The organism is Dactylosporangium thailandense (assembly GCF_059739745.1).
In genome coordinates this window covers 4,197,756-4,222,627 of sequence record NZ_AP029195.1, presented here as the reverse complement: position 1 = coordinate 4,222,627, position 24,872 = coordinate 4,197,756, and the positions used below count along the sequence as shown (strand labels likewise).

General features: G+C 76.2%; 14 protein-coding genes. 9 read left to right on the top strand and 5 right to left on the bottom strand.

The genetic code is table 11. The annotated features are described in order from the left end of the window. Window positions 1-24: 24 nt before the first annotated feature. Together AC6JBM_RS18265 and AC6JBM_RS18260 are read right to left on the bottom strand one after the other, a co-directional pair. The gene (locus AC6JBM_RS18265) at window positions 25-867 is read right to left on the bottom strand and encodes an ROK family protein (RefSeq protein WP_497984776.1); all 843 of its coding nucleotides are present in this window, start codon (window positions 865-867) and stop codon (window positions 25-27) included. Then, a complete protein-coding gene (locus tag AC6JBM_RS18260) occupies window positions 864-1,499 on the bottom strand; it encodes a 4'-phosphopantetheinyl transferase family protein (protein WP_497984775.1) in 636 nt (211 codons plus the stop codon). Before AC6JBM_RS18260 ends, AC6JBM_RS18265 begins: the two co-directional genes overlap by 4 nt. A 37-nt stretch (window positions 1,500-1,536) precedes the next feature. On the opposite strand from AC6JBM_RS18260, the gene AC6JBM_RS18255 reads away from it, so the two are divergent. Next, entirely contained in the window at window positions 1,537-2,355 is an 819-nt protein-coding gene (locus tag AC6JBM_RS18255; RefSeq protein WP_497984774.1) for a glycosyltransferase family 8 protein, read from the top strand. Here AC6JBM_RS18255 and AC6JBM_RS18250 read toward each other — a convergent pair. Next, window positions 2,246-3,646 carry a glycosyltransferase family 2 protein gene (locus AC6JBM_RS18250; protein WP_497984773.1) on the bottom strand — a complete coding sequence of 467 codons (1,401 nt, stop codon included), beginning with the start codon at window positions 3,644-3,646 and terminating at the stop codon, window positions 2,246-2,248. The genes AC6JBM_RS18255 and AC6JBM_RS18250 overlap by 110 nt on opposite strands. Window positions 3,647-3,824: 178 nt before the next feature. Between AC6JBM_RS18250 and AC6JBM_RS18245 the strand changes: the two genes are divergently transcribed. The 6 genes from AC6JBM_RS18245 to AC6JBM_RS18220 all read left to right on the top strand — a co-directional run bounded on the left by AC6JBM_RS18245 (window position 3,825) and on the right by AC6JBM_RS18220 (window position 8,391). Next, on the top strand, window positions 3,825-4,067 hold the full coding sequence (locus AC6JBM_RS18245) for a DUF5988 family protein (RefSeq protein ID WP_497984772.1): 243 nt from the start codon (window positions 3,825-3,827) through the stop codon (window positions 4,065-4,067). Window positions 4,068-4,085: 18 nt separating this feature from the next. Next, entirely contained in the window at window positions 4,086-4,460 is a 375-nt protein-coding gene (locus tag AC6JBM_RS18240; protein ID WP_497984771.1) for a VOC family protein, read from the top strand. Then, window positions 4,457-5,263 carry a shikimate dehydrogenase family protein gene (locus AC6JBM_RS18235; RefSeq protein ID WP_497984770.1) on the top strand — a complete coding sequence of 269 codons (807 nt, stop codon included), beginning with the start codon at window positions 4,457-4,459 and terminating at the stop codon, window positions 5,261-5,263. The genes AC6JBM_RS18240 and AC6JBM_RS18235 overlap by 4 nt, the downstream gene beginning before the upstream one ends. Window positions 5,264-5,436: 173 nt before the next feature. After that, a complete protein-coding gene (locus AC6JBM_RS18230; protein WP_497984769.1) occupies window positions 5,437-6,603 on the top strand; it encodes a DegT/DnrJ/EryC1/StrS family aminotransferase in 1,167 nt (388 codons plus the stop codon). A 35-nt stretch (window positions 6,604-6,638) separates the two neighbouring features. After that, window positions 6,639-7,733, top strand: coding sequence for a Gfo/Idh/MocA family protein (locus AC6JBM_RS18225; protein ID WP_497984768.1), 1,095 nt, complete (start codon window positions 6,639-6,641; stop codon window positions 7,731-7,733). A 13-nt stretch (window positions 7,734-7,746) separates the two neighbouring features. Beyond that, a complete protein-coding gene (locus AC6JBM_RS18220) occupies window positions 7,747-8,391 on the top strand; it encodes an HAD-IA family hydrolase (RefSeq protein WP_350611588.1) in 645 nt (214 codons plus the stop codon). Here AC6JBM_RS18220 and AC6JBM_RS18215 read toward each other — a convergent pair. Both AC6JBM_RS18215 and AC6JBM_RS18210 read right to left on the bottom strand, forming a co-directional pair. Beyond that, the gene (locus tag AC6JBM_RS18215) at window positions 8,376-9,413 is read right to left on the bottom strand and encodes a 3-dehydroquinate synthase family protein (protein WP_497986488.1); all 1,038 of its coding nucleotides are present in this window, start codon (window positions 9,411-9,413) and stop codon (window positions 8,376-8,378) included. The two genes, AC6JBM_RS18220 and AC6JBM_RS18215, sit on opposite strands and share 16 nt — an antisense overlap. 2 nt (window positions 9,414-9,415) lie before the next feature. Next, complete coding sequence (locus tag AC6JBM_RS18210; RefSeq protein WP_497984767.1) at window positions 9,416-10,030, bottom strand: hypothetical protein; 615 nt, start codon at window positions 10,028-10,030, stop codon at window positions 9,416-9,418. A gap of 205 nt (window positions 10,031-10,235) precedes the next feature. Between AC6JBM_RS18210 and AC6JBM_RS18205 the strand changes: the two genes are divergently transcribed. Both AC6JBM_RS18205 and mhpA read left to right on the top strand, forming a co-directional pair. Next, entirely contained in the window at window positions 10,236-23,258 is a 13,023-nt protein-coding gene (locus AC6JBM_RS18205) for an SDR family NAD(P)-dependent oxidoreductase (RefSeq protein ID WP_497986487.1), read from the top strand. Window positions 23,259-23,275: 17 nt separating this feature from the next. After that, window positions 23,276-24,853 (top strand): bifunctional 3-(3-hydroxy-phenyl)propionate/3-hydroxycinnamic acid hydroxylase MhpA, encoded by a 1,578-nt coding sequence (mhpA, locus tag AC6JBM_RS18200; RefSeq protein ID WP_497984766.1) that lies wholly within the window; start codon window positions 23,276-23,278, stop codon window positions 24,851-24,853. Window positions 24,854-24,872 lie beyond the last annotated feature (19 nt).

Sequence of the window (24,872 nt, the reverse complement as noted above, 5' to 3'; positions counted from 1 at the left end):
GGGCCCGCGACCCCGACACCCCTATCAATCCCCGGCCCGGGCCAGCAGGAGCGCGCCGTGCAGGGAGGACAGCCCGCCGAGCGTCGCCGCTCGCACCGGCGCCGGAGGGTGGCCGGGGCGGCCCAGCGCCGCGGTGCGCTCGGCCACGGCCTCGACGAATCCGGGCAGCCCGGCCGCGAACCCGCCCCCGATGATGGTCAGCGCCGGGCGGAACAGCTCCCCGAGGCCGACCGCGGCCGCGGCCAGCGCGGCGCAGCTCTCCTCCACCGCGGACACCGCCCGGGCGTCGCGGGCGAGCCAGCCGTCGCGCAGCTCGTCGAAGGTCACACCCGCCCGCCGCAGGGTCGCGGCACCCGAGGCGACCGCCTGCAGGCACCCGGCCCGGCCGCAGTCGCAGCGGGGCCCGGCGCGGTCGACGATCATGTGCCCGACCTCGCACGACCCGCGCGAAGGCCCCGGGCACGGGCGGCCGCCGACCACGGCGCCGCCGCCGATCCCGGTGCCGACCCCGAGGTAGACGACGTCGGCGCAGCCGGCCGCGTCCGCCTCGGCGATCGCCGCGAGGTCACCGTCGTCGGCCACCTGCACGGTCGCCGGAGCGAGCATCCGAAGCAGCTCGGCGCGCAGGTCGAGGCCGATCCAGGAGGGGCGGGTGGGCCAGGCGGTCACGCGCCCGTCGCCGTCCATGGTGGCCGGCATGGCGACCCCGACCGCGTCGAACTCGAGACCCCGGACGTGCGAGCCCAGCAGCGCCAGGTCCTGCTGTGCGGTGGAGGAGCCGGGCCACGCGAACGTGGCGTCGAAGCCGGAAGAAAGGCGCAGGGCGACCTTGGTGCCGCCGACGTCGATGCCGAGGGCCGTGCTCATCGGTGCGCGATCGCGGTGAGCAGGAGCCCGGAGCGAGCCAGCCAGCGGCCCTCCAGCCGGGTCATCGGGCCGGGCACCAGGATCCGGGCCGTGAACGTGCCCGACTCGGCGGAGACGGTGATGTCGGCCTCCATGAAGTCGAGCCAGCGGTGGGTGAGGGGAAACCACGTCTTGTAGACGGCCTCCTTGGCGCAGAACAGCAGCCGGTCCCAGCGCACCTCCGGCCGCACCCGCAGCAGCGCGCCGACCCGCGCCGCCTCGCCCGGCAGCGCGATCGACTCGAGCACCCCGTCGGGCAGGGGCTCGTTCGGCTCGGCGTCGACGCCGACGGACGCCAGGTCGCGCTCGCGCGCGACGACCGCGGCCCGGTATCCGGCGCAGTGGGTGATGCTGCCCACGATGCCGGCCGGCCACAGCGGCTCCCGCTTCGGCCCGGACAGCAGCGCCACCGCCGGCTCCCCGAGGCGCTGCAGCGCCTGCCGGGCGCAGTGCCGGGCGGTGGTGAACTCCAGCCGCCGCTTCTCGACCGCGCCGGCGACTAGGGGTTCCTCCTCGGGCCACAGTTTTGCGTCGGAGGGGTCGGTGGTCACCTCGACGGCAATCGATTCCTCGGGCAGAATCTCCTCAATCATCGAACCTCCGCTCGTTCACGCGTTGAGGGGAACCGACATGGACATCGCGCTCGCCTTCGACGAGGGGTACGCGACCTACGCCCACGTCACGATCGAGTCCATCCTGCAGTCCCACACCCACCGTGACGACCTCACGCTCTGGCTGCTCACGCCGGCCGGTCTGGAGCCGCGGGTGGTCGACGCCTTCCGCCGCCAGATCGAGGAGCGGGCGCACGCGCGGTTCCTCACCGCCGACGACGGTTTCCGCTCGATGCCCATCGCACAGCAGGAGAAGTACCGCTACATCAGCGCCGGGATGTACCTGCGCCTGTTCCTGCCCGACCTGGTGCCGCCCGGCATGACGCGCCTGCTCTACCTCGACTGCGACACGATCGTCGGCGGCGACCTGAGCGGGCTGTTCGCCCGGCCGATGGGCAACGCCCCGCTCGGCGCGGTCCGCGACGGCTTCACGCTCTCGATGGGCCACGAGGGCGGCATCCCGGGCGCCGGGGCGCACGTCAGCCGCCGGGCGCCCTACTTCAACTCCGGCGTGCTGCTCATGAACCTGCCGGTGTGGCGCGAGACCGGCGTGACCGAGGGCTGCTTCGAGTACCTGCGCGCCAACCACGACCGGCTTCGCTTCCCCGATCAGGACGCGCTGAACCTGGTCACGTACGGGCGGTGGCACCAGCTGGAGTCGAAGTGGAACGACACCATCCTGTGGTGGATGTGGCCGGGCGACCCGCGGGCGGCCCGGTACGTGGCCATCACGCATTTCCTGGGCCCCAGGAAGCCGTGGCAGAGCGACTTTCCGTACGCCGGATACCGCGACCGTTATCTCGAGCTTGCCGGGCGCGTGGCTGAGCTGACGGCATGAGCTGGCGGCCGGCGACGAACCGGTCGAGGTAGCCGCAGGTCTGGCTGAGGCTGAGCCCGGCCGCGCGGCCCTCCCGCTCCACCGTCTCCAGCGTCAGGTCCGAGCGTCGTTCGAGCCGCTGCCACAGCGCCGTCGTGCGCTCGGCCGACGCGAGCAGCTCCGCGACCCAGGCCCCCTCGGACCGGTTCAGGTACTGCAGGACATGCCGCGGCGGCACACCGGTGCGCGGGGCGTGACGCTGGAACGCGGCCGCGATCGCGGCCAGGGGCACGAGATGGGCGATGTCCGGCCGCGGCCCCGGCGTGAGCCGCGCGGCCAGGGCGCTCCACGCCGGCCCGTCCGGGATCGCCGCCGCGATGAGCCCGTCGAGCTCGGCCAGCAGCGGCTCGGCGTCCACCTCCAGCAGCGGATGCCCGAGCAGCTGCCCGGTCTCCTGCAGGTAGCCCGCGTGCAGGCAGGTCGAGTAGATGAACGCCATCGTGGCGAACGCGCCGCGGACCGGCACCGAGTCCAGCTCGGCGAACTGGCGGTACCAGTCGGGCCGCCCGGCCAGCGCCGCGGAGTAGACCCGCCACGGCGACGGCAGGAACTGCGCCCGGGCCTCCAGCCCGTAGCGGAAGTGCAGCCGCGCGCAGCTGCGGCCGTCGCGCAGCGCCCGGCCGGCGAGCGCCGACACGTCCTCGTCCACGTAGTGCAGGGGCGTGGCCCAGCTGTCGAGCCAGCCGATCCGGCCGCCCGCCGCGCGCAGCCGCAGGGCGAGGTCGGTGTCCTCGCCCGCGTTCGGGTGCTGCTCGACGTCGAACGGCGCGCCGGGCGGGGCGAGGTCGCGGCGGTAGCCGGCGTTCGCGGTGACCAGCAGCCCGCCGCTGTGCCCGTCGAGGGGGGAGGCGTCGTAGAACCGCTGGTGGTCCATGAACGCGGTGATCGGGCCGAGCACCGCCAGCCGCACCGGCCCGCTGACCGCCACGGGCCCGGCCTTGAGCGCCTGGTACATGTCGGCGCACCAGGACTCGGGCACGATCAGGTCGTCGTCGACGAAGAGGACGGTGTCGTGCCGGGCCGCCGCGACGCCGGTGTTGCGGGCGCGGGAGACGCCCGGCGGATCGGAGTGCAGCACGCGCAGGGCGGGGCTCGCCGGGCCCTCGTACGTGACGCCGGGCGGCACGTGGTTGGCCACCAGCAGCACCTCGGCGTCGGGGCCGAGCCGAGAGGCGGAGTCGAGGGCGGCGGCGACGCACTCGCCCACCACCTTGCGTTCAAGGGTGCTCGGGATCACGACGCTGACCGACACGGCCAAGATTGTTTCCTGTTCCGGGGCCCGGCCGACGCCCCTAATCCGTCAGCGCGGGTGGCAATAGGGGTGCGCCTCAGGGGTGGGCTATGTCACAGCCGGGTCCTAGAGTCGTTGCCAGGCAAGGCGACAGCACCTCGAATCCCGGCAGCACCTCGATCCCGGCGGAGGTTGACCTATGAGCCAGGACACCCAACCCACCACCCATCTCGACGCCCACGAACTCATCGAGGCGATGCTCGAAGGCGGCCCCGTCGGCATGCCCGTCGAGCTGCGCGCCCAGCGCGTGCAGTCGCACGAGGAGAAGATCAAGGTGTCGTACTACGGCGGCCACGAGCATTTCGAGCGCGTACCCGACACCGGGGTCGCCGGCGCGCCCGTCGTGTTCCGCTGGACCGGCCGCACGCGGATGGCCGAGTAGGACGAATCAGGTGTAGTGATGGCGCACGACATGAGCGAGCACCCGGGCCCCGCCGACCGGGAGATCGTGGTTCCGAACGGCGACGAGGCCGTTGCGTTCTACCGTCAGGCATTCGACGCGGCGGAGCTGTGGCGCGAATGCCTGCTCGACGGGTCGGTACTCGCGGCCGAGATGGTCCTCGGCCCGTACCACCTGCTGCTCAAGCAGGACCCCGGCCGAGCCGCACCCGCGTCGGAGCCGACGGTTCTGGAATACGCCGAGCCCGACGCCGCCTACGCCCGCGCCCTCGCCGCCGGCGGCCTGGCCGAGCCCACCGGCCACGCCACGGGCCCGGGCGGCCTGCTGCGCGACGCCTACGGCCAGCGCTGGGACGTCGTGGGCCGCGACCGATGATGCTCGACGGCTCGACCCGCGTGTTCGGCGTGCTCGGCGACCCCATCGCGCAGGTGCAGGCGCCGCGGCTGCTCAACACCCTCTTCGCCGAGCTCGGCCGCAACGCGGTGCTGGTCCCGATGCACGTGCGGCCCGACCGGCTCGCCGAGACGGTCGCGGGGCTGCGGCGCATCGTGAACCTCGACGGGCTGCTCGTGACCGTGCCGCACAAGGTCGCCGTCTGCGGGCTCGCCGATCGCGTCAGCCCGACGGTGGCCGCGGCCGGCAGCGCCAACGCGCTGCGCCGCGAGCCGGACGGATCGTGGCTGGCTGAGAACTTCGACGGCACCGGCTTCGTCGCCGGGCTGCGTCACGCCGGGCACGAGCCCGCCGGGCGCAGCGTGACCCTGGTCGGGGCCGGTGGGGCCGGCGCGGCCATCGCGGTCGCGCTGCTGGACGCCGGTGTCGGGCGCCTCGCCGTCCACGACGTCGATGCCGCCCGCCGCGAAGACCTCGTGGACCGCCTCGAGCGCCACCGGCCGGGCATCGCCGTCGCCACCGCCGAGCCCGCGCTCGGCGACGCCGACATCGCCGTCAACGCGACCCCGCTGGGCCTGCGCGAGGACGACCCGCTGCCGTTCGCGCCCGAGTCGCTGCGGCCGGGCGGGCTGGTGGCCGACATCATCATGAAGCCGGCCGACACGGCACTGCTGCGCGCCGCGGCCGCCCGCGGCTACCCGATCCACTACGGGCGCCACATGCTGGAGGGCCAGCTGGACGGGTACCGCGCATTCTTCCGCCTGGACGCGGTGACCGTCCACTGAGGACGGACCCCCGTTGAGGGGTGCCTAGGGGCCGCTCTAAGGGCAGCCCGCGGGCCGTCTGAGCAGGTAGCGTCCCATTCGCGCGGTCGCGGACATACCCATCCGCCCCCGCGGCCCGGGCTCCTCGTGGGTATCGACTCGGTTCCGGACACACACGAATTCGGAGTAGGACGATGACGGATCTCTCCCCACAGGCGCCCGATTTCCCGCCGTGGCCCCAGTACGACGACGCCGAGCGCACCGGCCTCATCCGCGCCCTGGAACAGGGCCAGTGGTGGCGCATGATGGGCCAGGAGGTCGACTCCTTCGAGCGCGAGTTCGGGGAGTACCACGGCAGCCCGTACGCCCTCGCGGTGACGAACGGCACCCACGCCCTCGAGCTGGCCGTCGAGGTGCTCGGCATCGGCCCGGGCGACGAGGTCATCGTCCCGGCGTTCACGTTCATCTCCTCGTCCCAGGCGGTGCAGCGCCTCGGCGCCGTGGCCGTCCCGGTCGACGTCGACCCGCGGACCTACTGCATCGACGTGGCGGCCGCGGAGGCCGCGATCACCCCGCGCACCCGCGCCATCATGCCCGTGCACATGGCCGGGCACATGTCCGACATGGACGCGCTGGCCAAGCTCTGCGCCGACGCCGGCATCACGATGCTGCAGGACGCCGCCCACGCGCAGGGCGCGCGCTGGAACGGCAAGCGCGTCGGCGAGTTCGGCTCGATCGCCACGTTCAGCTTCCAGAACGGCAAGCTCATGACCGCCGGCGAGGGCGGGCTGGTGCTCTTCCCCGACGCCGAGCTGCACGAGCGCGGCTTCCTGCGGCACAGCTGCGGCCGCCCGCGCACCGACCGCCGGTACTTCCACCAGACCTCCGGCTCGAACTACCGCATGAACGAGTTCAGCGCGAGCGTGCTGCGCGCCCAGCTCTCCCGGCTCGAGGCGCAGACGGACATCCGCGAGGCGCGGGGCCGCCTGCTGACCTCGCTGCTCGCCGAGATCCCGGGCGTGCTGCCGCAGGGCCGCGACGAGCGCTGCGACCGCAACTCCCACTACATGGCCATGTTCCAGCTCCCGGGCGTCGGCGAGGACAAGCGCAACGCGATCGTCGACCGGCTCATCGAGCGCGGCCTGCCCGCGTTCGTCGGCTTCCGCGCCATCTACCGCACCGACGGCTTCTGGGAGACCGGGGCGCCCGACGAGTCCGTGGACGCGATCGCGAAGCGGTGCCCGGTCAGCGAGGCCCTCACGGCCGAGAGCATCTGGCTGCACCACCGCACCCTGCTCGGCACCGAGCAGCAGATGCGGGACATCGCCACCATCGTGGCGCAGACCCTGGCCGGAGCGTGACGCCCGGCTCCGCCGTGGGTGCGGGTCACCGACCGGTGCGCACGGCGGTAATCGGTCTCGGGTGGGCCGGACGGTCCATCTGGCTACCGCGGCTGGCCGCCGATCCGGCCTACGCGGTGACGGCGGTGGTCGACCCCGACCCGGGGGCCCGTGCCGCCGCCGTCGAGGCCCACCCGGCGGCCTCGGCGTTCGCGACCGTCGAGGAGCTCGACACGGCGCTCGTGGATCTGGCGGTGGTGGCGGTACCGAACCATCTGCACTGCGACGTGGCGTGCGCGGTCCTCTACAAAGGGATCCCGGTCTTCCTGGAGAAGCCCGTCTGCCTCACCAGCGCGGAGGCGCAGCGGCTCGCCACGGCCGAACAAGCCGGCGGGGCGGTCCTGCTCGCGGGCAGCGCCGCGCGGTACCGCGCCGACATCCAGGCGCTGCACGGCCTCGCGGGCTCGCTCGGCCGCATCCGGCACGTGGACATCGCCTGGGTCCGGGCCCGGGGCATCCCCGGCGCCGGCGGCTGGTTCACCGATCGCGGCCTGGCCGGCGGCGGCGCCCTCGTCGACCTCGGCTGGCACCTGTTCGACGTCGTCGGCCCGCTCATCGGCGGCACCGACTTCGTGCAGGTCATCGGCACCGTCTCCGACGACTTCATCGCCTCGGGCACCTGGAACGCCGGCTGGCGCGGCGACGCCCCCGGCGCGGCGGCACCCCCCGGCGACGTCGAGGACACCGCGCGCGGCTTCCTGGTCAACGGCGACGGCGTGTCGGTGTCGCTGCGGGTGAGCTGGGGCTCGCACGAGGCGCTGGACGGCACGGTCGTCAAGGTCGAGGGCAGCGCCGGCACCGCGACCCTGCGCTGCACCTTCGGGTTCAGCCCGAACCGGGCCGGCGACTCCGAGCTCACCTGCCTGCGCGCGGGCGAGGCGGCGCCGGTGGCCCTGCCCGCCGAGCCGATCGGCACCGAATACGACCGGCAGCTGGCCGCGCTGCCCGCGCTCCTGGCCGATCCGGGCAACCGTGGTCGTGCGATCGACGAGACGACGAGGACCATCGCGGCGATCGAGCGCATCTACGCCTCGGCCGGGGTGGTCCGCACGCTGATGCAGACGCCGGCGCCGGTCGCCGCCGGCCGATGATGGTGGTGGCCTGATGCTGAACAGTCCCGAGATCCGTGCCGTCGTCTTCGACCTCGACGGGGTGCTGGTCGACAGCACCGAGGTCATGCGCGAGGCGTTCACCGTCGCTTACGCCGAGGTCGTCGGCCCCGGCCCGGCCCCGTTCGCCGAGTACAACAAGCACCTGGGCCGCTACTTTCCCGACATCATGCGCATCATGGGCCTGCCACTGGCCATGCAGGAGCCGTTCGTGCGCGAGAGCTACCGGCTCGCGCACCGCGTGCCGCTCTTCGACGGCGTCGAGGAGGTGGTGCAGGAGCTGCGCGAGCGCGGCCTCGGCACCGCGATCGCGACCGGCAAGAGCGGCGAGCGCGCCCGCTCCCTGCTGGAGCAGCTCGGCGTGCTGCACCTGTTCGACCACGTGATCGGCTCCGACGAGGTGGCCAACCCGAAACCGGCCCCCGACATCGTGCTGCACGCCCTGGCCCTGCTCGACGTCCCGGCCGCGCACGCGGTCATGGTCGGCGACGCGGTCACCGACATCAGCAGCGCCCGGGGCGCGAACGTCGCCGCGATCGCCGCGCTGTGGGGCGAGAGCGACGAGGCGGAGCTGCTGGCCGCCGCGCCCGACGCGGTGCTGTACAAGCCCAAGGACCTGCTGACCTACTGCGGCTGGTAGGCCGCCCGGGGCATCGCGGCCAGCGCCGCTCGCACGGCCGGCTCCGGCACGTCGCGCACCAGCTCGACGCCGCCGGGGCCGTCCAGCACGAAGGTCAGCCCACTCTTCGAATCGGACGTGGCCTTCTTGTCGGCCCGCATGACCGCGACGAGCGCGTCCGCGTCGGCGCCGTCCGGCAGGCCGGTCTGCAGCCCGTAGCTCGCGACGACCGCCTCGTGCTCCGCGACCCGGTCCGGGCCGATGCGGCCCAGGTGCCCGGCGAGGCGCCCGGCGAAGACGGTGCCGACGCCGACCGCCTCGCCGTGGCGCAGGGCGAAGCCGGTCGTGAGCTCCAGGGCGTGTCCGAGCGTGTGCCCGTAGTTGAGGATGTGCCGCAGCCCGCCGTCGCGCTCGTCGGCCGCGACGACCGACGCCTTCAGCCCGACGCTGGCGGCGATCTGCTCGACGACCTCGAGCCCGCGCAGGTCGCCGGCGCCGATGAAGTGGCAGCGCGCGATCTCGCCGTAGCCGTTGACCCATTCGCGGGCCGGGAGCGTCGCCAGGAAGTCGGTGTCGCACAGCACCGCGCTCGGCTGCCAGTAGGCCCCCACGAGGTTCTTGCCCTCGGGCAGGTTCACCGCCGTCTTGCCGCCGACGCTCGCGTCGACCTGCGCCAGCAGCGTGGTCGGCAGGTGCACGACGGCGACGCCGCGGTGGTAGAGCGCCGCGGCGAGTCCGACCGTGTCGGTGGTCGTGCCGCCGCCGACCGACACCACGGCGTCGGAGCGGGTCAGGCCGAAGCCGGCGAACTCCCGGCAGAGCCGCTCGACCTGCGCGAGGGTCTTGTCCGGCTCGCCGTCGCGGGCGGCCACGACATGCGTCGGCAGCCCCGTCTCGGGCACCAGCTCGGGCGGGCGGGCGGAGACGACGGCCACCCGGCGGGCGCCGATCGCGGCGAGCACGCCCGCGAGGCGGTGCCGGGCGCCCGGTCCGATGTGGACGTCGTAGCTCCGCGCACCGAGTTCGACGGTGACGGTCCGGATCGTCACGGGAGCCTCCGCACCACGAGGGCCGCCAGCGCCTGGTCGGCGCGCGGGACGCCCAGCCGGTTGAGGGTGCCGTCGGCGAGGCGGAAGAGGGTGTACTTCATGGGCCCGGTCACCTCGCCGAGCCCGGCGAGCGCCCGGTGGTACTCGGCCCAGGAGTCGTCCGCGCAGGGCTCCGGCACCGGCTGCTCGGCGAGCGCCATGAGCTTGAGCCGCACCCCGGAGCCGAGGCTCGCCGACCAGTACCGCCAGCATTCGAAGAGGAACGGGCGCCGCTCGCCGGGCGCGATCAGCCCCGCGGCCGCCCGCAGGTGGCGCACGGCCATCGGCAGCGCCGTGTCGGCGGAGAGTTCGCCGCGGCGGGCCAGCGCGAGCGCGAGGTCGCTGGCGATGGTGGACAGCTCCGGATGCGCCGGCTCATGGCCCGCGGCAACGGGCGCGACGCTCAGGCCGAGGCGCCGGGCGGCCCGCGCGCCGCAGTGGAAGCGCAGCTCGAAGCCGTATGCCTCGCGCCGGTAGGACCAGTGGGCGCCGGGATCGGCCTCCCGCAGCCTGGCCACGGTGTGCGGGATCAGCTCCAGCAACGCCTCGTCGTCGCCGCCCGCCGGACGCAACAGTCGGGCGTACCACCAGCTTCGCGCCATCCGCGGCCGCCCTCGGGTCGTCCCAGCGTGATGCCCGACCCTAACCCGCCGCCCGTGGCCAGGAGATCCCCAAAAGTCTCGGGCGCGGCTAGGGGTCGGCAGGGGTACCGGCCCCCCGCCCGCGAACCAAGACTGTGAACGGCCCGGCCCGGCCCGACCAACGGATGTGGTGAACTTGCTGCGAACCGAGTTGATCCGGCCGATCACCGAACTGCTGCGCGAGCACGGCCGCCGGTTCGGCGCCAAGGCCGCGTTCCGCGACGCCCGCCGCGCCGTCACCTACGGCGAGCTGGAGCGGCGGACCTTCTCGCTCGCCGGGAACCTCGCCGCCCTCGGCCTGGGACGCGGCGACCGGGCCGTCATCTACCTCGGCAACCGGGTCGAGACGGTGGAGAGCTACCTCGCGCTCGTGCGGGCCGCGGCGATCGGGGTGCCGCTGAACCCGCGCTCGACCGACTCGGAGCTCCAGTACCTCCTCGAAGACTCCGGCGCGGTGCTCGTCATCACCGACGACGCGCGCGTGGACCAGGTGCGCCGGGTCGCGGGCGACCGCCGGATCGTGCTCGTCGGGGAGGACTTCGAGGCGCTGGCCACGACCGGGCCCGCGGCGCCCCCGCCGGACGACCTCGCGCTCGACGAGCCGGCCTGGATGCTCTACACCTCCGGCACCACCGGGCGCCCCAAGGGCGTGCTCTCCACGCAGGCGAGCTGCCTGTACTCGGTCGCGGCCTGCTACGTGCCGATCCCGGGCCTGTCGGCCGACGACCGCGTGGTGTGGCCGCTGCCGCTGTTCCACAGCCTCTCGCACATCGCCTGCGTGCTCAGCGTCACCGCGGTCGGGGCCACCGCCCGGATCGTCGACGGGCTCTCGGCCGACGACGTCCTCGCCGCGGTCCGCGAGGACGCCGCGACCTTCCTCGCCGGCGTGCCCACGCTCTACCACTACCTCGTCGAAGCGGCCCGGGAGTCCGGGTTCGTCGCGCCCGACCTGCGCATGTGCCTCGTCGGCGGGGCCATCACCACGGCCGCGCTGCGCCGCGCCTTCGACGAGACGTTCGGGGTGCCGCTGCTGGACGCGTACGGCAGCACCGAGACGTGCGGCTCGATCGCCGTCAACCGGCCCACCGGCCCGCGGGTCGAGGGCTCCTGCGGCCTGCCCGTGCCCGGCGTCGAGGTGCGGCTGGTCGACCCCGAGACCGGCGAGGACGTGCCCGCCGGGGTCGAGGGCGAGGTCTGGGTCCGCGGCCCCAGCGTCATGCTCGGCTACCACAACCAGCCCGAGGCGACCGCGGCGGCGCTGCGCGACGGGTGGTACCACACCGGCGACCTCGCCCACCGCGACGAGGCCGGCCACCTCACCGTCGCCGGCCGGCTGCGCGAGCTGATCATCCGCGGCGGGGAGAACATCCACCCGGCCGAGATCGAGGAGGCCCTGCGGGGCGTGCCCGGCGTCGCCGACGTCGCCGCGACCGGCCGGCCGCACGAGGCCCTCGGCGAGGTGCCGGTCGCGTTCGTGGTGCCCGGCCCCGAGGGCGTCGACCCCGCCGCGCTGCTCGCCGCCGCCCGCGAGCGCCTGTCGTACTTCAAGGTCCCCGAGGAGCTCTACGCCATCGCGGCCGTCCCGCGCACGGCCTCGGGCAAGGTGACCCGGCTGGCCCTGCTCGACCGGCCCGCGCGCCTGCTCGCCGTCGCCGGCGGCCAGCACGACCGGCTCCTGCTCGACTCCTGGACCGAGCTCGGCCCGGCCCGGCCCGAAGCGAGTCCACAGTGGACCGCGGTGCTCGCCGACGGCGCGGGCGCCCCGCCCACCCCCGAGCACGTCCGCGCGGCCAACGCCGCCCTGCGCGCCCACGTCGAGCACCGGCTCGCGGCCGAACGCCTCGTCATCGTCACCCGCGGGGCGGTGTCCGCGCTGCCCGGCGAGCCGATCCACGACCCCGTGTACGCGCCCGCCTGGAGCTGGCTGCGCCTCCTGCAGGCCGAGCACCCCGACCGGCTGCGGCTGCTCGACCTCGAGCCCGGCACCGACCCGGCCCCGCTGATCGTGGACGACGAGCCGCAGGTCGCGGTGCGCGGGGGCGTCCGCCGCGCCCCTCGCCTGGTCCCGGCCCGCTCGACCGGGGCGGCCTCGGCACCGCTGGGCCCGCTGCGGGTCATCGGCGCCGGCACGGCGTTGTCCGGCCACCTCGAGCAGGCCTACGCACTGGACGGGACCGTCCCGACCGTCGTCGTGGCCGTCGGCGGCGACGCCGACGAGGCCTGGCGCATCGCCGCGACCGCGCGCGACGTCCCCGCCGAGAGCCGGCTCATCGTGCTCACCTCGCTCGCCGGCCTCCGGGGATCGGCCGCGGACGCGGATCTGGTCGCGGCCGAGGCCTACGCGCGCGGGATCGCCGCGCGGCACCCGAACGGGCTCGCCCTCGCCGGCGACCCGTCCACCCGGGAGGGCCGGGCACTGTTCGACGCCGCGCTGCTCACCGGCGCGACGGCCGCCACCGCGTGGCCGACCGGCGCGACCCCGACCGGCCCGGCGGCGGCCCTGCTCCGGCGCGGCCCGGCCGGCGTTCCCCGGCCCCGCAGCGGCGACGAGGGGGCGCTACGGGAGCGGCTGCGCGGGCAGCCCGCCGTCCAGCGCCGGCACACCCTGCGGCAGCTCGTGCACGCGTGCGCGGACGCGGTGCTGCCGGCCGCACACGGTACTGATGCCGACCGCCCTTTCAAGGCGCTCGGCTTCACCTCCCTGCAGGTCGTCCAGCTGCGCGACCGGATCCGCGCCGAGACCGGCCTCGCGCTGCCGTCGACCCTGGCCTTCGACTACCCGACGCCGGCGCTGCTCGCCGAGCACCTGGCCGGGCTGCTCCTGGGCTCGTCGCCCGCGCCCGCCGCCGACGACCCTGCCCCCGCTGCCGCCGGCGAGCCGGTGGCCATCGTGGCCATGGGCTGCCGGCTGCCCGGCGGGGTGAGCAGCCCGGACGAGCTGTGGGACCTGGTCGCGCGCGGCGGGGACGCGATCGGGGAGTTTCCGGCGGACCGCGGCTGGGACCTGGCGCGCCTGCGCGACGGGGCGAGCGCGACCCAGCTCGGCGGATTCCTCTACGACGCCGCCGACTTCGACGCCGAGTTCTTCGGCATCTCGCCGCGCGAGGCCCTCGCCATGGACCCGCAGCAGCGGCTGCTGCTGGAGACGTCGTGGGAGACGGTCGAGCGGGCCGGGATCGACCCGGGGGCGCTGCGGGGCAGCCCGACCGGCGTCTTCTTCGGCGTCATGCACCACGACTACGCCGCGGGGGTCGAGGCGGGGGACCTGGAGGGGTACCTCGGCACCGGTACCGCGGGCAGCGTCGCCTCCGGGCGGGTCGCCTACGCCCTCGGCCTGGAGGGCCCGGCGATCAGCGTCGACACCGCGTGCTCGTCGTCGCTGGTGTCCCTGCACCTGGCCGCGCAGGCGCTGCGGGCCGGCGAGTGCTCGCTGGCGCTGGCCGGCGGGGTCGCGGTGATGGCGAGCCCGCAGGTCTTCGTCGAGTTCTCCCGGCAGCGCGGCCTGTCTCCGGACGGGCGCTGCAAGGCGTTCGCCCAGGGCGCCGACGGTACGGCCTGGTCGGAGGGCGTCGCCGTGCTGCTCCTGGAGCGCCTGTCCGACGCCCAGCGGCTCGGCCATCCCGTGCTCGCGGTGCTGCGCGGCTCGGCGATCAACCAGGACGGCGCCTCCAACGGCCTCACCGCCCCCAGCGGCCCCGCGCAGCAGCGGGTGATCCGCCGCGCCCTGGCCGGCGCCGGGCTCACCGCGGCCGACGTCGACGCCGTCGAGGCGCACGGCACCGGCACCCGCCTCGGCGACCCGATCGAGGCCCAGGCGCTCATCGCCACCTACGGCCAGGGCCGGGACACTCCCTTGTGGCTCGGCTCGCTGAAGTCCAACATCGGCCACGTCCAGGCCGCGGCCGGGGCCGCCGGCGTCATCAAGATGGTCCTCGCCATGCGCCACGGCGTGCTGCCGCGCACGATCCACGTGGACGAGCCGACCCGCGAGGTCGACTGGTCGGCCGGGGCGGTACGGCTGCTGACCGAGGCCCGCGAGTGGCCCGACGCCGGCCGCCCGCGCCGCGCCGCCGTCTCCTCGTTCGGCGTCAGCGGCACCAACGCGCACGTGATCCTCGAGTCGCCCCCGGACCCGGTCCCCGCGCCGCCCGCCGAACCCCCTGCCGAACCCCAGGTCGACGTCCTGCCCTGGCTGCTGTCCGCCGCCTCGCCCGAGGGGCTGCGCGCCCAGGCCGGCCGGCTGCTCGCCTGGGCGGACGGCCAGCCCGCCGCCGACATCGGCTTCTCCCTGGCCACCACCCGGGCCGCGCTCACCCACCGGGCCGTCGTGGCCGGTGGCGACCGGGACGGTCTCGCCGCGCTCGCCGCCGACCGGCCCGCGCCCGGGCTGCTCACCGGCGCCGCCGAGCCGGGCCGCCTCGCCGTGCTCTTCACCGGCCAGGGCAGCCAGCGCGCCGGGATGGGCCGCGAGCTGTACGAGCGCTTCCCGGTGTACGCCGCCGCCTTCGACGAGGCCTGCGCGCTGCTCGACCCGCGCCTCGCCGACGTCGTCCGCGACGGCTCGCTGCTCGACCAGACTGAGTTCACCCAGGCCGGGCTCTTCGCGCTCGAGGTCGCCCTGTTCCGGCTCCTGGCGTCGTGGGGCGTGACGCCGGACGTCGTCGGCGGGCACTCCGTCGGCGAGCTCGCCGCCGCCCACGCCGCCGGGATCCTCTCGCTGCCGGACGCGGCCCGCCTGGTCACCGCCCGCGGCCGGCTCATGCAGGCCCTGCCCGCCGGCGGCGCGATGGTCGCCGTCGAGGCGGCCGAGGACGAGGTCGCCCCGCTGCTCTCCGAGCGGGTGAGCATCGCCGCGCTCAACGGGCCGCGGGCGACGGTCATCTCCGGCGACGAGGACGCGGTGCTCGCCGTGGCCACCCGGCTGCGGGCCGAGGGCCGGCGGACCCGGCGGCTGCAGGTGTCGCACGCATTCCACTCGGCCCGCATGGACCCGATGCTCGACGCGCTCGCCGAGGTCGCGGCCGGGCTCACCGTGCGCCCCGCCGAGCTGGCGCTGGTGTCCAACGTGACCGGCGCCGTGGCCGACGCGGGGCTGCTCGCGGACCCGCGGTACTGGTCCCGGCACGCCCGCGAGGCGGTCCGCTTCCTCGACGGCGTCCGCGCGCTGCCCGGGCTCGGCGTCACCACCGTCCTCGAGGTCGGCCCCGGCGGCGTGCTCACCGCCCTCGGCCCCGACTGCGACGCCGGCGACCTCGGCTTCGTGGCCGCCCTGCGCGACGGCGGCACCGAGGTGGCCGACCTGCTCGCCGCGCTCGGCCGGCTCCACGTGCGCGGGGTTCCCGTCGACTGGGCCGCGCTCCACGAGGGTCGCGGCCGCCGGGTGCCCCTGCCGACCTACGCGTTCCAGCGCACCCGGTTCTGGCTGCCCGAGACCGGCCCGGCCGAGCGCCGGGGCGGGCTCTACGAGATCGGCTGGGCACCGGTGCCACCCGGCACCGAGCCGGCGACGCTCCTGCGGGCCGAGTCCGCTGCGGACGGCCCGCTGCCGCAGCGGGCGCGCGAAACCGGCCGCCGGGTGCTCGCCGCGATCCAGCGGTGGCTCACCGACCACGACCACGGGCGCCTGGTGATCGCCGTCGACCCGGCCGACCCCGCCCAGGCCACGGTCCCGGGCCTGGTGCACTGCGCCCAGGCCGAGCACCCGGGCCGGTTCGGGCTCCTCGAGGCCGGCACGGACCCGGAACTGCCCGCGGACGAACCCTGGCTGGCCGTCCGCGACGGGCGGCTGCTCGCCGCCCGCCTGCGCCCCCTGCGCGGCGGCGGCGGCCACGCCCCGAAGCTCGCGGGCGGCGCCGTGCTCGTCACCGGCGGCACCGGCGGCCTCGGCCGGCTCGTCGCCGCGCACCTCGCCGCCGAGTACGGCGTCGCCGAGCTGGTCCTGGTGTCCCGCCGCGGCACCACCGAGCCCTGGGTGCGGGAGCTGAGCGACACGGGCGTGCGGGTCCGCGTGGTCGCCGGCGACGTGGCCGACCGGGCGACCCTCGCGGCCGCGATCGAGCCGGTCCGCGACCGGCTCGTCGCCGTCGTGCATGCCGCCGGCGTGGTCGACGACGCCGTCGTGGCCAACCTCGGCGACGAGCGCTGGGACCCGGTCCTGCGCCCGAAGGTCGACGGCGCCTGGCACCTGCACGAGCTGACCGCCGGCCTCGACCTGGCCGCGTTCGTGCTGTTCTCCTCCGCCTCCTCCACCCTCGGCGGCCCCGGCCAGGGCAACTACGCCGCCGCCAACACGTTCCTCGACGCCCTCGCCGCGCACCGCCGCGCCCTCGGGCTCCCGGCCACCACCATCGCCTGGGGGCTGTGGGAGCAGGCGGCCGGGATGGGCGGCCGCCTCCGCGACGTCGACGTGGCCCGCGCCGCCCGCGCCGGCACCCGCGCCCTGAGCGACGCGGCCGGCCTGCACCTGCTCGACGCCGCCCTGCGCGCCGACCGGCCGCACGTCATCGCCATGGACCTCGACCACGCCGCCCTCGACCCCGGGGCGGCCCTGCTGCGCGAGCTCGCCCCGGCCGTGCGGCAGGACGATCCGCTGGTGGAGAAGCTCCGGGCCATGGACGCGGACGAGGGCACCGCACTGCTGCTCGACCTCGTCCGCACCAACGCCGCCGTCGTCCTGGGCCACGCCGGACCCGACCGGATCGTCCCCGCCCGCGCGTTCAAGGACGCCGGCTTCGACTCGCTCATGGCGGTCGAGCTCGGCCAGCGGCTCAGCGCCGGCACCGGCCTGCGGCTGCCCGGCACCACGATCTTCAACCACCCGACCCCGCTGCTGCTCGCCGGGCACTTGCGCCACCGGCTCCTCGGCGATGCCGCCGCGACGACGGCGCCCGACGCACCCCACGCGGCGACCGGCGAACCGATCGCGATCGTGGCCATGGCCTGCCGCTTCCCCGGCGGCGTCGGCTCGCCCGAGCAGCTGTGGGACCTGGTCGCCGCGGGCGGGGACGCCATCGGCCCCGTCCCCGCCGACCGCGGCTGGGACCTCGACGCCATCTTCGACCCCGAGCCGGGCGTGGCCGGGCGGACCTACGTGCGCTCCGGCGGGTTCCTGGACGGGGTCGCCGACTTCGACGCCGGGTTCTTCGGCATCAGCCCGCGCGAGGCGATCGCCATGGACCCGCAGCAGCGCCACCTGCTCGAGGTCGCCTGGGAGGCCCTGGAACGCGCCGGGCTCGACGCGACCGCACTGGCCGCGAGCCGCACCGGCGTCTTCGTCGGCACGCACGGGCAGGACTACGCGGCCCAGGCCGCGGGCGGCGACGAGGCCGACGACGGGCACCTGCTCACGGGCTCGTCCGGCAGCGTGCTGTCCGGCCGCGTCGCCTACGCGCTCGGGCTCGAGGGCCCCGCCGTCACCGTCGACACCGCCTGCTCCTCGTCGCTCGTCGCGCTGCACCTCGCCGCCCAGTCGCTGCGGCTGGGGGAGTGCGAGCTCGCCCTGGCCGGCGGGGTCTCGTTCATGTCGAGCCCGTCCGGGCTGGTGGGCTTCAGCCGCCAGCGGGGCCTGTCGCCGGACGGGCGGTGCCGGGCCTTCTCCGACGCCGCCGACGGGTTCGGGATGGCCGAGGGCGCCGGGCTCGTCGTGCTCGAACGGCTCTCCGAGGCGCGCCGGCTCGGGCACCCGGTGCTCGCCGTCGTGCGCGGCTCGGCCGTCAACTCCGACGGCGCCTCGAACGGGCTCACCGCCCCGAACGGCCCGTCCCAGGAGCGCGTCATCCGCCAGGCCCTCGCGAGCGCCGGGCTGACCCCGGCCGACGTGGACGCCGTCGAGGCGCACGGCACCGGCACGCCGCTGGGCGACCCGATCGAGGCGCAGGCGCTCATCGCCACCTACGGCCAGGAGCGCCCGGCCCCCGTGCTGCTCGGCTCGGTCAAGTCCAACATCGGCCACACCCAGGCCGCCGCCGGGATCGCCGGCGTCATGAAGATGGTCCTCGCCATGCGGGCGGGGATCGTCCCGGCGACCCTGCACGCGGACACGCCGACCTCGCACGTCGACTGGTCGGCCGGCGCGGTCGAGCTGGCGACCGAGGCCCGGCCGTGGCCCTCCACCGGCCCCCGCCGGGCCGGGGTCTCCTCGTTCGGCATCAGCGGCACCAACGCCCACGTCATCATCGAGCACGTCCCCGCCCCGGAGCCCCCGGAGCAGCCCGCCGCCGAGCCCGAGGCCGGGACGCCGGTCCCGTGGACGCTGTCGGCCCGCACGCCGGACGGCCTCGCCGCGCAGGCCCGGCGGCTGCACGCGCGGCTCGGCACCGAGCCGGGCCTGCACCCCCGCGACGTCGCGCACACCCTGCTGGGCCGGGCCGCGCTGGAGCACCGGGCCACCATCGTCGGCGGCGACCTGATGGCCGGCCTGGCCTCCCTGGCCGACGGCACCCCGTCCGCCGCCGTCGCGCTCGGCCGCGCCGAACCGCCCGCCCGGGGCGCCGTCTTCGTCTTCCCCGGGCAGGGCTCGCAGTGGACCGGCATGGCCGCCGAGCTGCTCGACACCTCGCCGGTCTTCGCCGAGCGGATGGCCCAGTGCGCCGCGGCGCTCGCCCCGCACGTCGAGTGGTCCCTCGACGACGTGGTCCGGGGCCGCGCCGAGCCCGGCCTCCTGGAGCGGGTCGACGTCGTCCAGCCCGCGCTGTTCGCGATGATGGTGTCCCTCGTCGAGGTGTGGCGGTCGCTCGGCGTCGAACCCGCGGCCGTGATCGGCCACTCCCAGGGCGAGATCGCCGCCGCGTGCGTCGCCGGCGCCCTCTCGCTCGAAGACGCCGCGATGGTCGTCGCCCGCCGCAGCCGGGCGCTGGCCGCGCTGGCCGGGGGCGGCGGCATGGTCTCGCTGCCGATGCCCGCCGACGAGGTCCGGGCCCACCTGGTCGCCTGGGACGGCCGGCTGTCCATCGCCGCCGTCAACGGCCCCGGCTCGGTGGTCGTGGCCGGCGAGGCCGAGGCCGTCGAGGAGCTGCTGGCCGGCTTCGACGGGCGCGCCCGCCGCATCCCCGTCGACTACGCCTCCCACTCGCCGGCCGTGCAACGCATCGAGGCCGATCTGCTCGACGCCCTGGCCGGGGTCCGTCCCCGCCGGTCCGAGCTGGCGTTCTACTCCACCGTCGAGGCGGCCTGGGCCGACACGTCCACATTGGACGCCGCCTACTGGTACCGCAACCTGCGCCGCCCCGTGGAGTTCCACCGCTCCGTCGAGGACCTGCTGGACCAGGGCTACCGCGTGTTCGTCGAGGCGAGCCCCCACCCGGTCCTGACCCGGCCCATCGCCGACACCGCCGAGGCCGCCCGGCGCGACGACGCCGTCGCCACCGGCACCCTCCGGCGCGACGACGGCGGCCTCGAACGGGTGCTGCGCTCCGCCGCCGACCTGCACGTGCGGGGGGTGCGGATCGACTGGCCCGTGACCGGCCGGCTCGTGGACCTGCCGACCTACGCGTTCGACCACCGCCGCTACTGGCCTACCACGTCAGCAGGGACCGGCGACGTGGCCGCCGCGGGCCTGACCGGCCTCGACCACCCGCTGCTGACCGCGTCGGTCACCGTCGCGGGCACCGACGGCCTGCTGCTCACCGGGCGCGTCTCCCGCCGCCTGCAGCCCTGGCTCGCCGACCACGTCGTGCTGGGCCGGACCCTGGTGCCGGGCACCGCGTTCGTGGAGCTGGCCGTGCGGGCCGGCGACGAGCTCGGCTTCGGCGCGCTGGACGAGCTCGTCGTCGAGGCGCCCCTCACGCTGGACGGCGACGCCGCCGTGCGCCTGCAGGTCGCCGTGGCCGCCCCCGACGACACCGGCCGGCGACCCGTGACCGTCCACTCCCGGCCCGCCGACGCAAGGCCCGACGACCCGTGGACCCGCCACGCCGCCGGCCTGCTCGCCCCGAGCGCGCCCGCGCCCGGCTTCGACCTCGCGACCTGGCCGCCGCTCGGCGCCCGCCCGGCCGACGTCGAGCAGTTCTACCCGCGCCAGGCCGAGGCCGGCTACGAGTACGGCCCGGCGTTCCAGGGCCTGCGGGCCGTGTGGATCCGCGGCGACGAGGTCTTCGCCGAGGCGGAGCTGCACGCGCCCGCCGCCGGGTTCGGGCTGCACCCGGCGCTGCTGGACGCCGCGCTGCACGCGGCCACCTTCGCCGGTGTCGGCCGCGCCGAGCCCGGCCGGGTCATGCTGCCCTTCGCGTGGAGCGGCGTCGCCCTGCACGCCACCGGCGCGACCACGGTGCGGGTCCGCGCGGTCCCGGCCGGCGAGCACGCGATGTCCGTCCAGCTCGCCGACGAGGCCGGTGCCCCGGTCGCCGCGGTGACATCCCTCGCGCTGCGCCCGGCCGCCGCCGACTCCCTCGGCACCACCGCGCCCGGCGTCGCCGACTCCCTCTTCGTCGTGGACTGGACGCCACTGCCCCGCACGGCGGTGCCGGCCGTGAGCGCCGCCGCGACGACCGTGCACATCGCGGCCGATACCGCGGCCGACACGCCCGCGCGGGCCCGGCTGGCGGCCGCCGCGGCCCTCGCCCGGGTGCAGGAGTGGCTGGACGACCCCGCCGCCGACGCGTCGACGCTGGTCGTGGCGACCGAGCACGCCGTGGCGACCCGGGCCGGCGAGCCGGTCGACGCGGCCCTCGCGACCGTGTGGGGGCTGCTGCGCTCGGCCCAGACCGAGCACCCGGACCGGTTCGTCCTGCTCGACCTGGACCGCCCCGACGCGCTCGACGGCGACCTGCTCGACACGGTGCTGGCGGCGCAGGAGCCCCAGCTCGCGGTCCGCGGCGGTCAGCTGTTCGCGCCGCGGCTCGCCCGCGCCGAGCCCGGTCCCGAGCTGGTCCCGCCGCCCGGCACCGCGCCCTGGCGGCTGGACTCGCTGGGCCGGGGAACGCTCGAGAACCTGGCCCTCGTACCGCACGATCCCGGCCTGGCCCCCCTCGGCCCGACCGAGGTCCGGGTGGCGCTGCGCGCCGCCGGCGTCAACTTCCGCGACGTGCTCAACGCCCTCGGCATGTACCCGGGCGACGCGGGCCTGCTCGGCGGCGAGGGGGCCGGCGTCGTCACCGAGGTCGGCGCCGGCGTGTCCGACCTGCGCCCCGGCGACCGGGTCCTGGGCGTCTTCGACGGCTCGTTCGCCACGCTCGCCGTCACCGAGCGAGGCCTGCTCGTGCCCGTCCCGCCCGGCTGGGACTGGGCCCGCGCCGCCGCGACCCCGGTGGTGTTCCTGACCGCCGCCTACGGCCTGTTCGACCTCGCCGCCCTGCGGCCCGGCGAGGCGGTGCTCGTGCACGCCGGGGCCGGGGGCGTGGGCATGGCCGCCATCGGCCTCGCCCGGGCCCGCGGCGCCGAGGTCTACGCCACCGCGAGCCCCGACAAGTGGCCGGTCCTGCGCGAGCTCGGCCTGGACGAGGACCACATCGCCTCCTCCCGGACGCTGGAGTTCGAGGACCGCTTCCTCGCGGCCACCGGCGGCCGCGGCGTCGACGTGGTGCTCAACTCCCTCGCCGGCGACTTCGTCGACGCCTCCCTGCGGCTGCTGCCCCGCGGCGGCCGGTTCGTCGAGATGGGCAAGACCGACCGGCGCGACCCGGGCGAGGTCGCGGCCCGGCACCCCGGCGTGGACTACCGCGCCTTCGAGACGGCCGACGCGGGCGTGCCGCGCCTGCAGGAGCTGCTGCTGGACGTGGTCGACCGGCTGGACCGGGGCGAGCTGCGCCCGCTGCCGGTCGCGAGCTGGGACGTCCGCCGGGCGCCGGACGCGTTCCGCCACCTCAGCCAGGCCCGCCACGTCGGCAAGGTCGTCCTCACCCTGCCCCGCCCGCTCGACCCGGACGGCACCGTGCTCATCACCGGCGGCACCGGCCTGCTCGGCGGGCTGGTCGCCGAGCGGCTCGTCACCGGGCACGGCATCCGGTCGCTGGTGCTCGGCAGCCGCCAGGGCCCCGGCGCGCCCGCCGCCGCCGAGCTGCGCGACCGCCTGAGCGCCCTCGGCGCCGAGGTCACCGTCGTCGCCGGCGACGTCGCCGACCCGGCCGCCGTGGCCGCCATGCTCGCCGCCGTGCCCGCCGGGCGCCCGCTGACCGCCGTCGTGCACGCCGCCGGCCGCCTCGACGACGCCCCGGTGACCGCGCTGAACCCGGGCCGCCTCGACGCGGTCTTCGGGCCGAAGCTCGACGGCGCCTGGCACCTGCACGAGCAGACCCGCGACCTGGACCTGGCCGAGTTCGTCGTCTTCTCCTCCGGCGCCGGCATCTTCGGCGTCGCCGGCCAGGCCAACTACGCGGCCGCCAACGCGTTCACCGACGCCCTCGCCGCCGACCGGCGGGCCGCGGGCCGTCCGGCCCGCGCGCTGGCCTGGGGCCTGTGGGAGCAGCCGAGCGCGATGACCGCCGGGCTCGGCGAGATCGACCGGGCCCGGGCCGCCCGCGCTGGCCTGCTCGCCCTGCCGACCGGGCTCGGCCTCGACCTGTTCGACGCGGCCCTGCGCACCTCGGCGCCGCTGCTGGTGCCCACCCGGCTCGACCTCGCGGCGCTGCGCCGCCTGGCGGCCGGGGTCCGGGTGCCGGCGCTGCTCGGCGGGCTCGTGGCCCGCCGCCCCGCCGCCCGCCCGACCGCCGGCGGTCCGGCCGGGGCCGCGGGCCTGGCCGACCGGCTCGCCGGGCTGCCGGCCTCGGTCCAGCTCGGCCACCTGCTCGAGCTCGTGCGGGCCGAGGCGGCCGCCGTGCTCGGCCACGGCACCGCGGAGGACATCGACCCGGTGAAGGCGTTCAGCCAGGTCGGGTTCGACTCGCTCACCGCGGTCGAGCTGCGCAACCGGCTGACCCGGGCGACCGCGGTCCGGCTGCCGGCCACGCTCATCTACGACCATCCCGACCCGACCGCGCTGGCCCGGCACCTGCAGGCCGAGCTCGTCCCGGTCGCCGCCGCGCCCGAGCCGTCCATCCTCGACGAGCTCGACCGGCTCGAGCGCGCGTCCGTGGACCCCGGGCTGCGCGAGGCGGTCGCGGCCCGCCTCGAGGCGCTCGCCGCGCGGTGGCAGGCGGCGGGCGCGGCCGAGGCCGACGTCGACCTGGACCAGGCGACCGATGACGAGCTGTTCGCGCTGATCGACGACGAGCTCGGGCTGTCGTGACCGAGAACGGGGGCACCATGAGGGACGACGACGCGCTGCTGGACGTGGTGGTGGTCGGCTTCGGCCCGGTCGGGCAGGTGCTCACGATCCTCCTCGCCCAGCGGGGCCTGCGGGTCACCGTCGTGGAGCGCTGGCCGACGCCGTACACGATGCCGCGGGCCGTCTCCTACGACGCCGAGGCGGCCCGCATCCTGGCCGCCGCCGGCATCGGCGACCGGGTGGGCGAGGTGACCGAGGCGTCGCGCGACTACACGTTCAAGAACGCCGCCGGCCGGACGCTGCTGCACGTCGACGTTGCGGAGCGGGAGGGGCTCGGCTGGGCCGACTCGACGTCGGTGTACCAGCCCGGGCTCGAGGCGCTGCTGGCCGAGCGGGCCGCGGGGCTGCCGACGGTGGAGGTCCGCCGCGGCCAGGAGGTCGTCGCGCTGACCGAGCACGCCGACCGCGTCGAGGCCGAGGTCCGCCGCGGGGACGGCACGAGCACGACGCTCACGGCCCGGTACGTCATCGGCTGCGACGGCGCCAACAGCTTCGTCCGCGGGGCCATCGACGCGCCGCAGCACGATCTCGGGTTCACCCACGACTGGCTCGTCTGCGACGTCGTGCTGCACGAGGCCCGCGCGTTCAAGCCCAACAACCTGCAGGTGTGCGACCCGGCCCGGCCCCGCACCGCGGTCTCGGCCGGCCCCGGGCACCGCCGGTGGGAGTTCATGCGCGTGCCCGCCGAGTCGTTCGAGGACTTCGCCACCGAGGCGTCGGCCTGGCGCCTGCTGAGCCTGTTCGACATCGGCCCGCACAACGCCACCCTGGACCGCTTCGGGGTCTACACCACCCAGGCCTGCTACGCCGAGCGCTGGCGGCGGGGCCGGGTGCTGCTGGCCGGCGACGCGGCCCACGTGATGCCGCCGTTCATGGGGCAGGGGATGAGCTCCGGGTTCCGCGACGCGATCAGCCTCACCTGGCGGCTCGACCTGATCCTGCGCGGGGCGTCCGGGGCCGGGCTGCTGGACTCGTACGAATCCGAACGACGCGCCCACGTCCAGCACGCCATCGCGATGTCGATGGAGTCGGGCAAGGTGATCTGCGAGACCAACCGGCGTGCGGCGGTCACCCGCGACGGCACCCTGCTGGCCGCCCGCCGCCGCGGCGCCGTGCAGGGGATGTCGCGCACGCTGGTCGAGCCGCTGACCGGTGGCGTGCTGCACGCCGGCGGTCCCGAGGGCACGGCCGGGCACCTCACGCCGATGGCGCGGGTGAGCCGCGCCGGCAAGGTCGGCCTCTTCGACGAGCTCAGCGGGCCCGGCTTCGTCGTGCTCGCCACCGGCGACCCCGCCGCCCTGCTGGGCCCGGAGCGGGTGTCGTTCCTCGACTCCATCGGCGCGACGCTGCTGCGGCTGGTCCCGTCCGGCCCCGCCGCGGCCGCGGACGAGGGCACCGTCGCCGACCTCGACGACGTGCTCGGGCCGTGGCTGGCCGCGATGCCGGCGGCGGGTGTGCTCGTGCGGCCGGACTTCCACATCTTCGGCGCCGCCGACGCCGACGGGCTGCCGGACGTCGTGGACGACCTGCGGCGACAGCTCTCATCGGCGCACTGATCCCTTTGTGAGAGAGGGG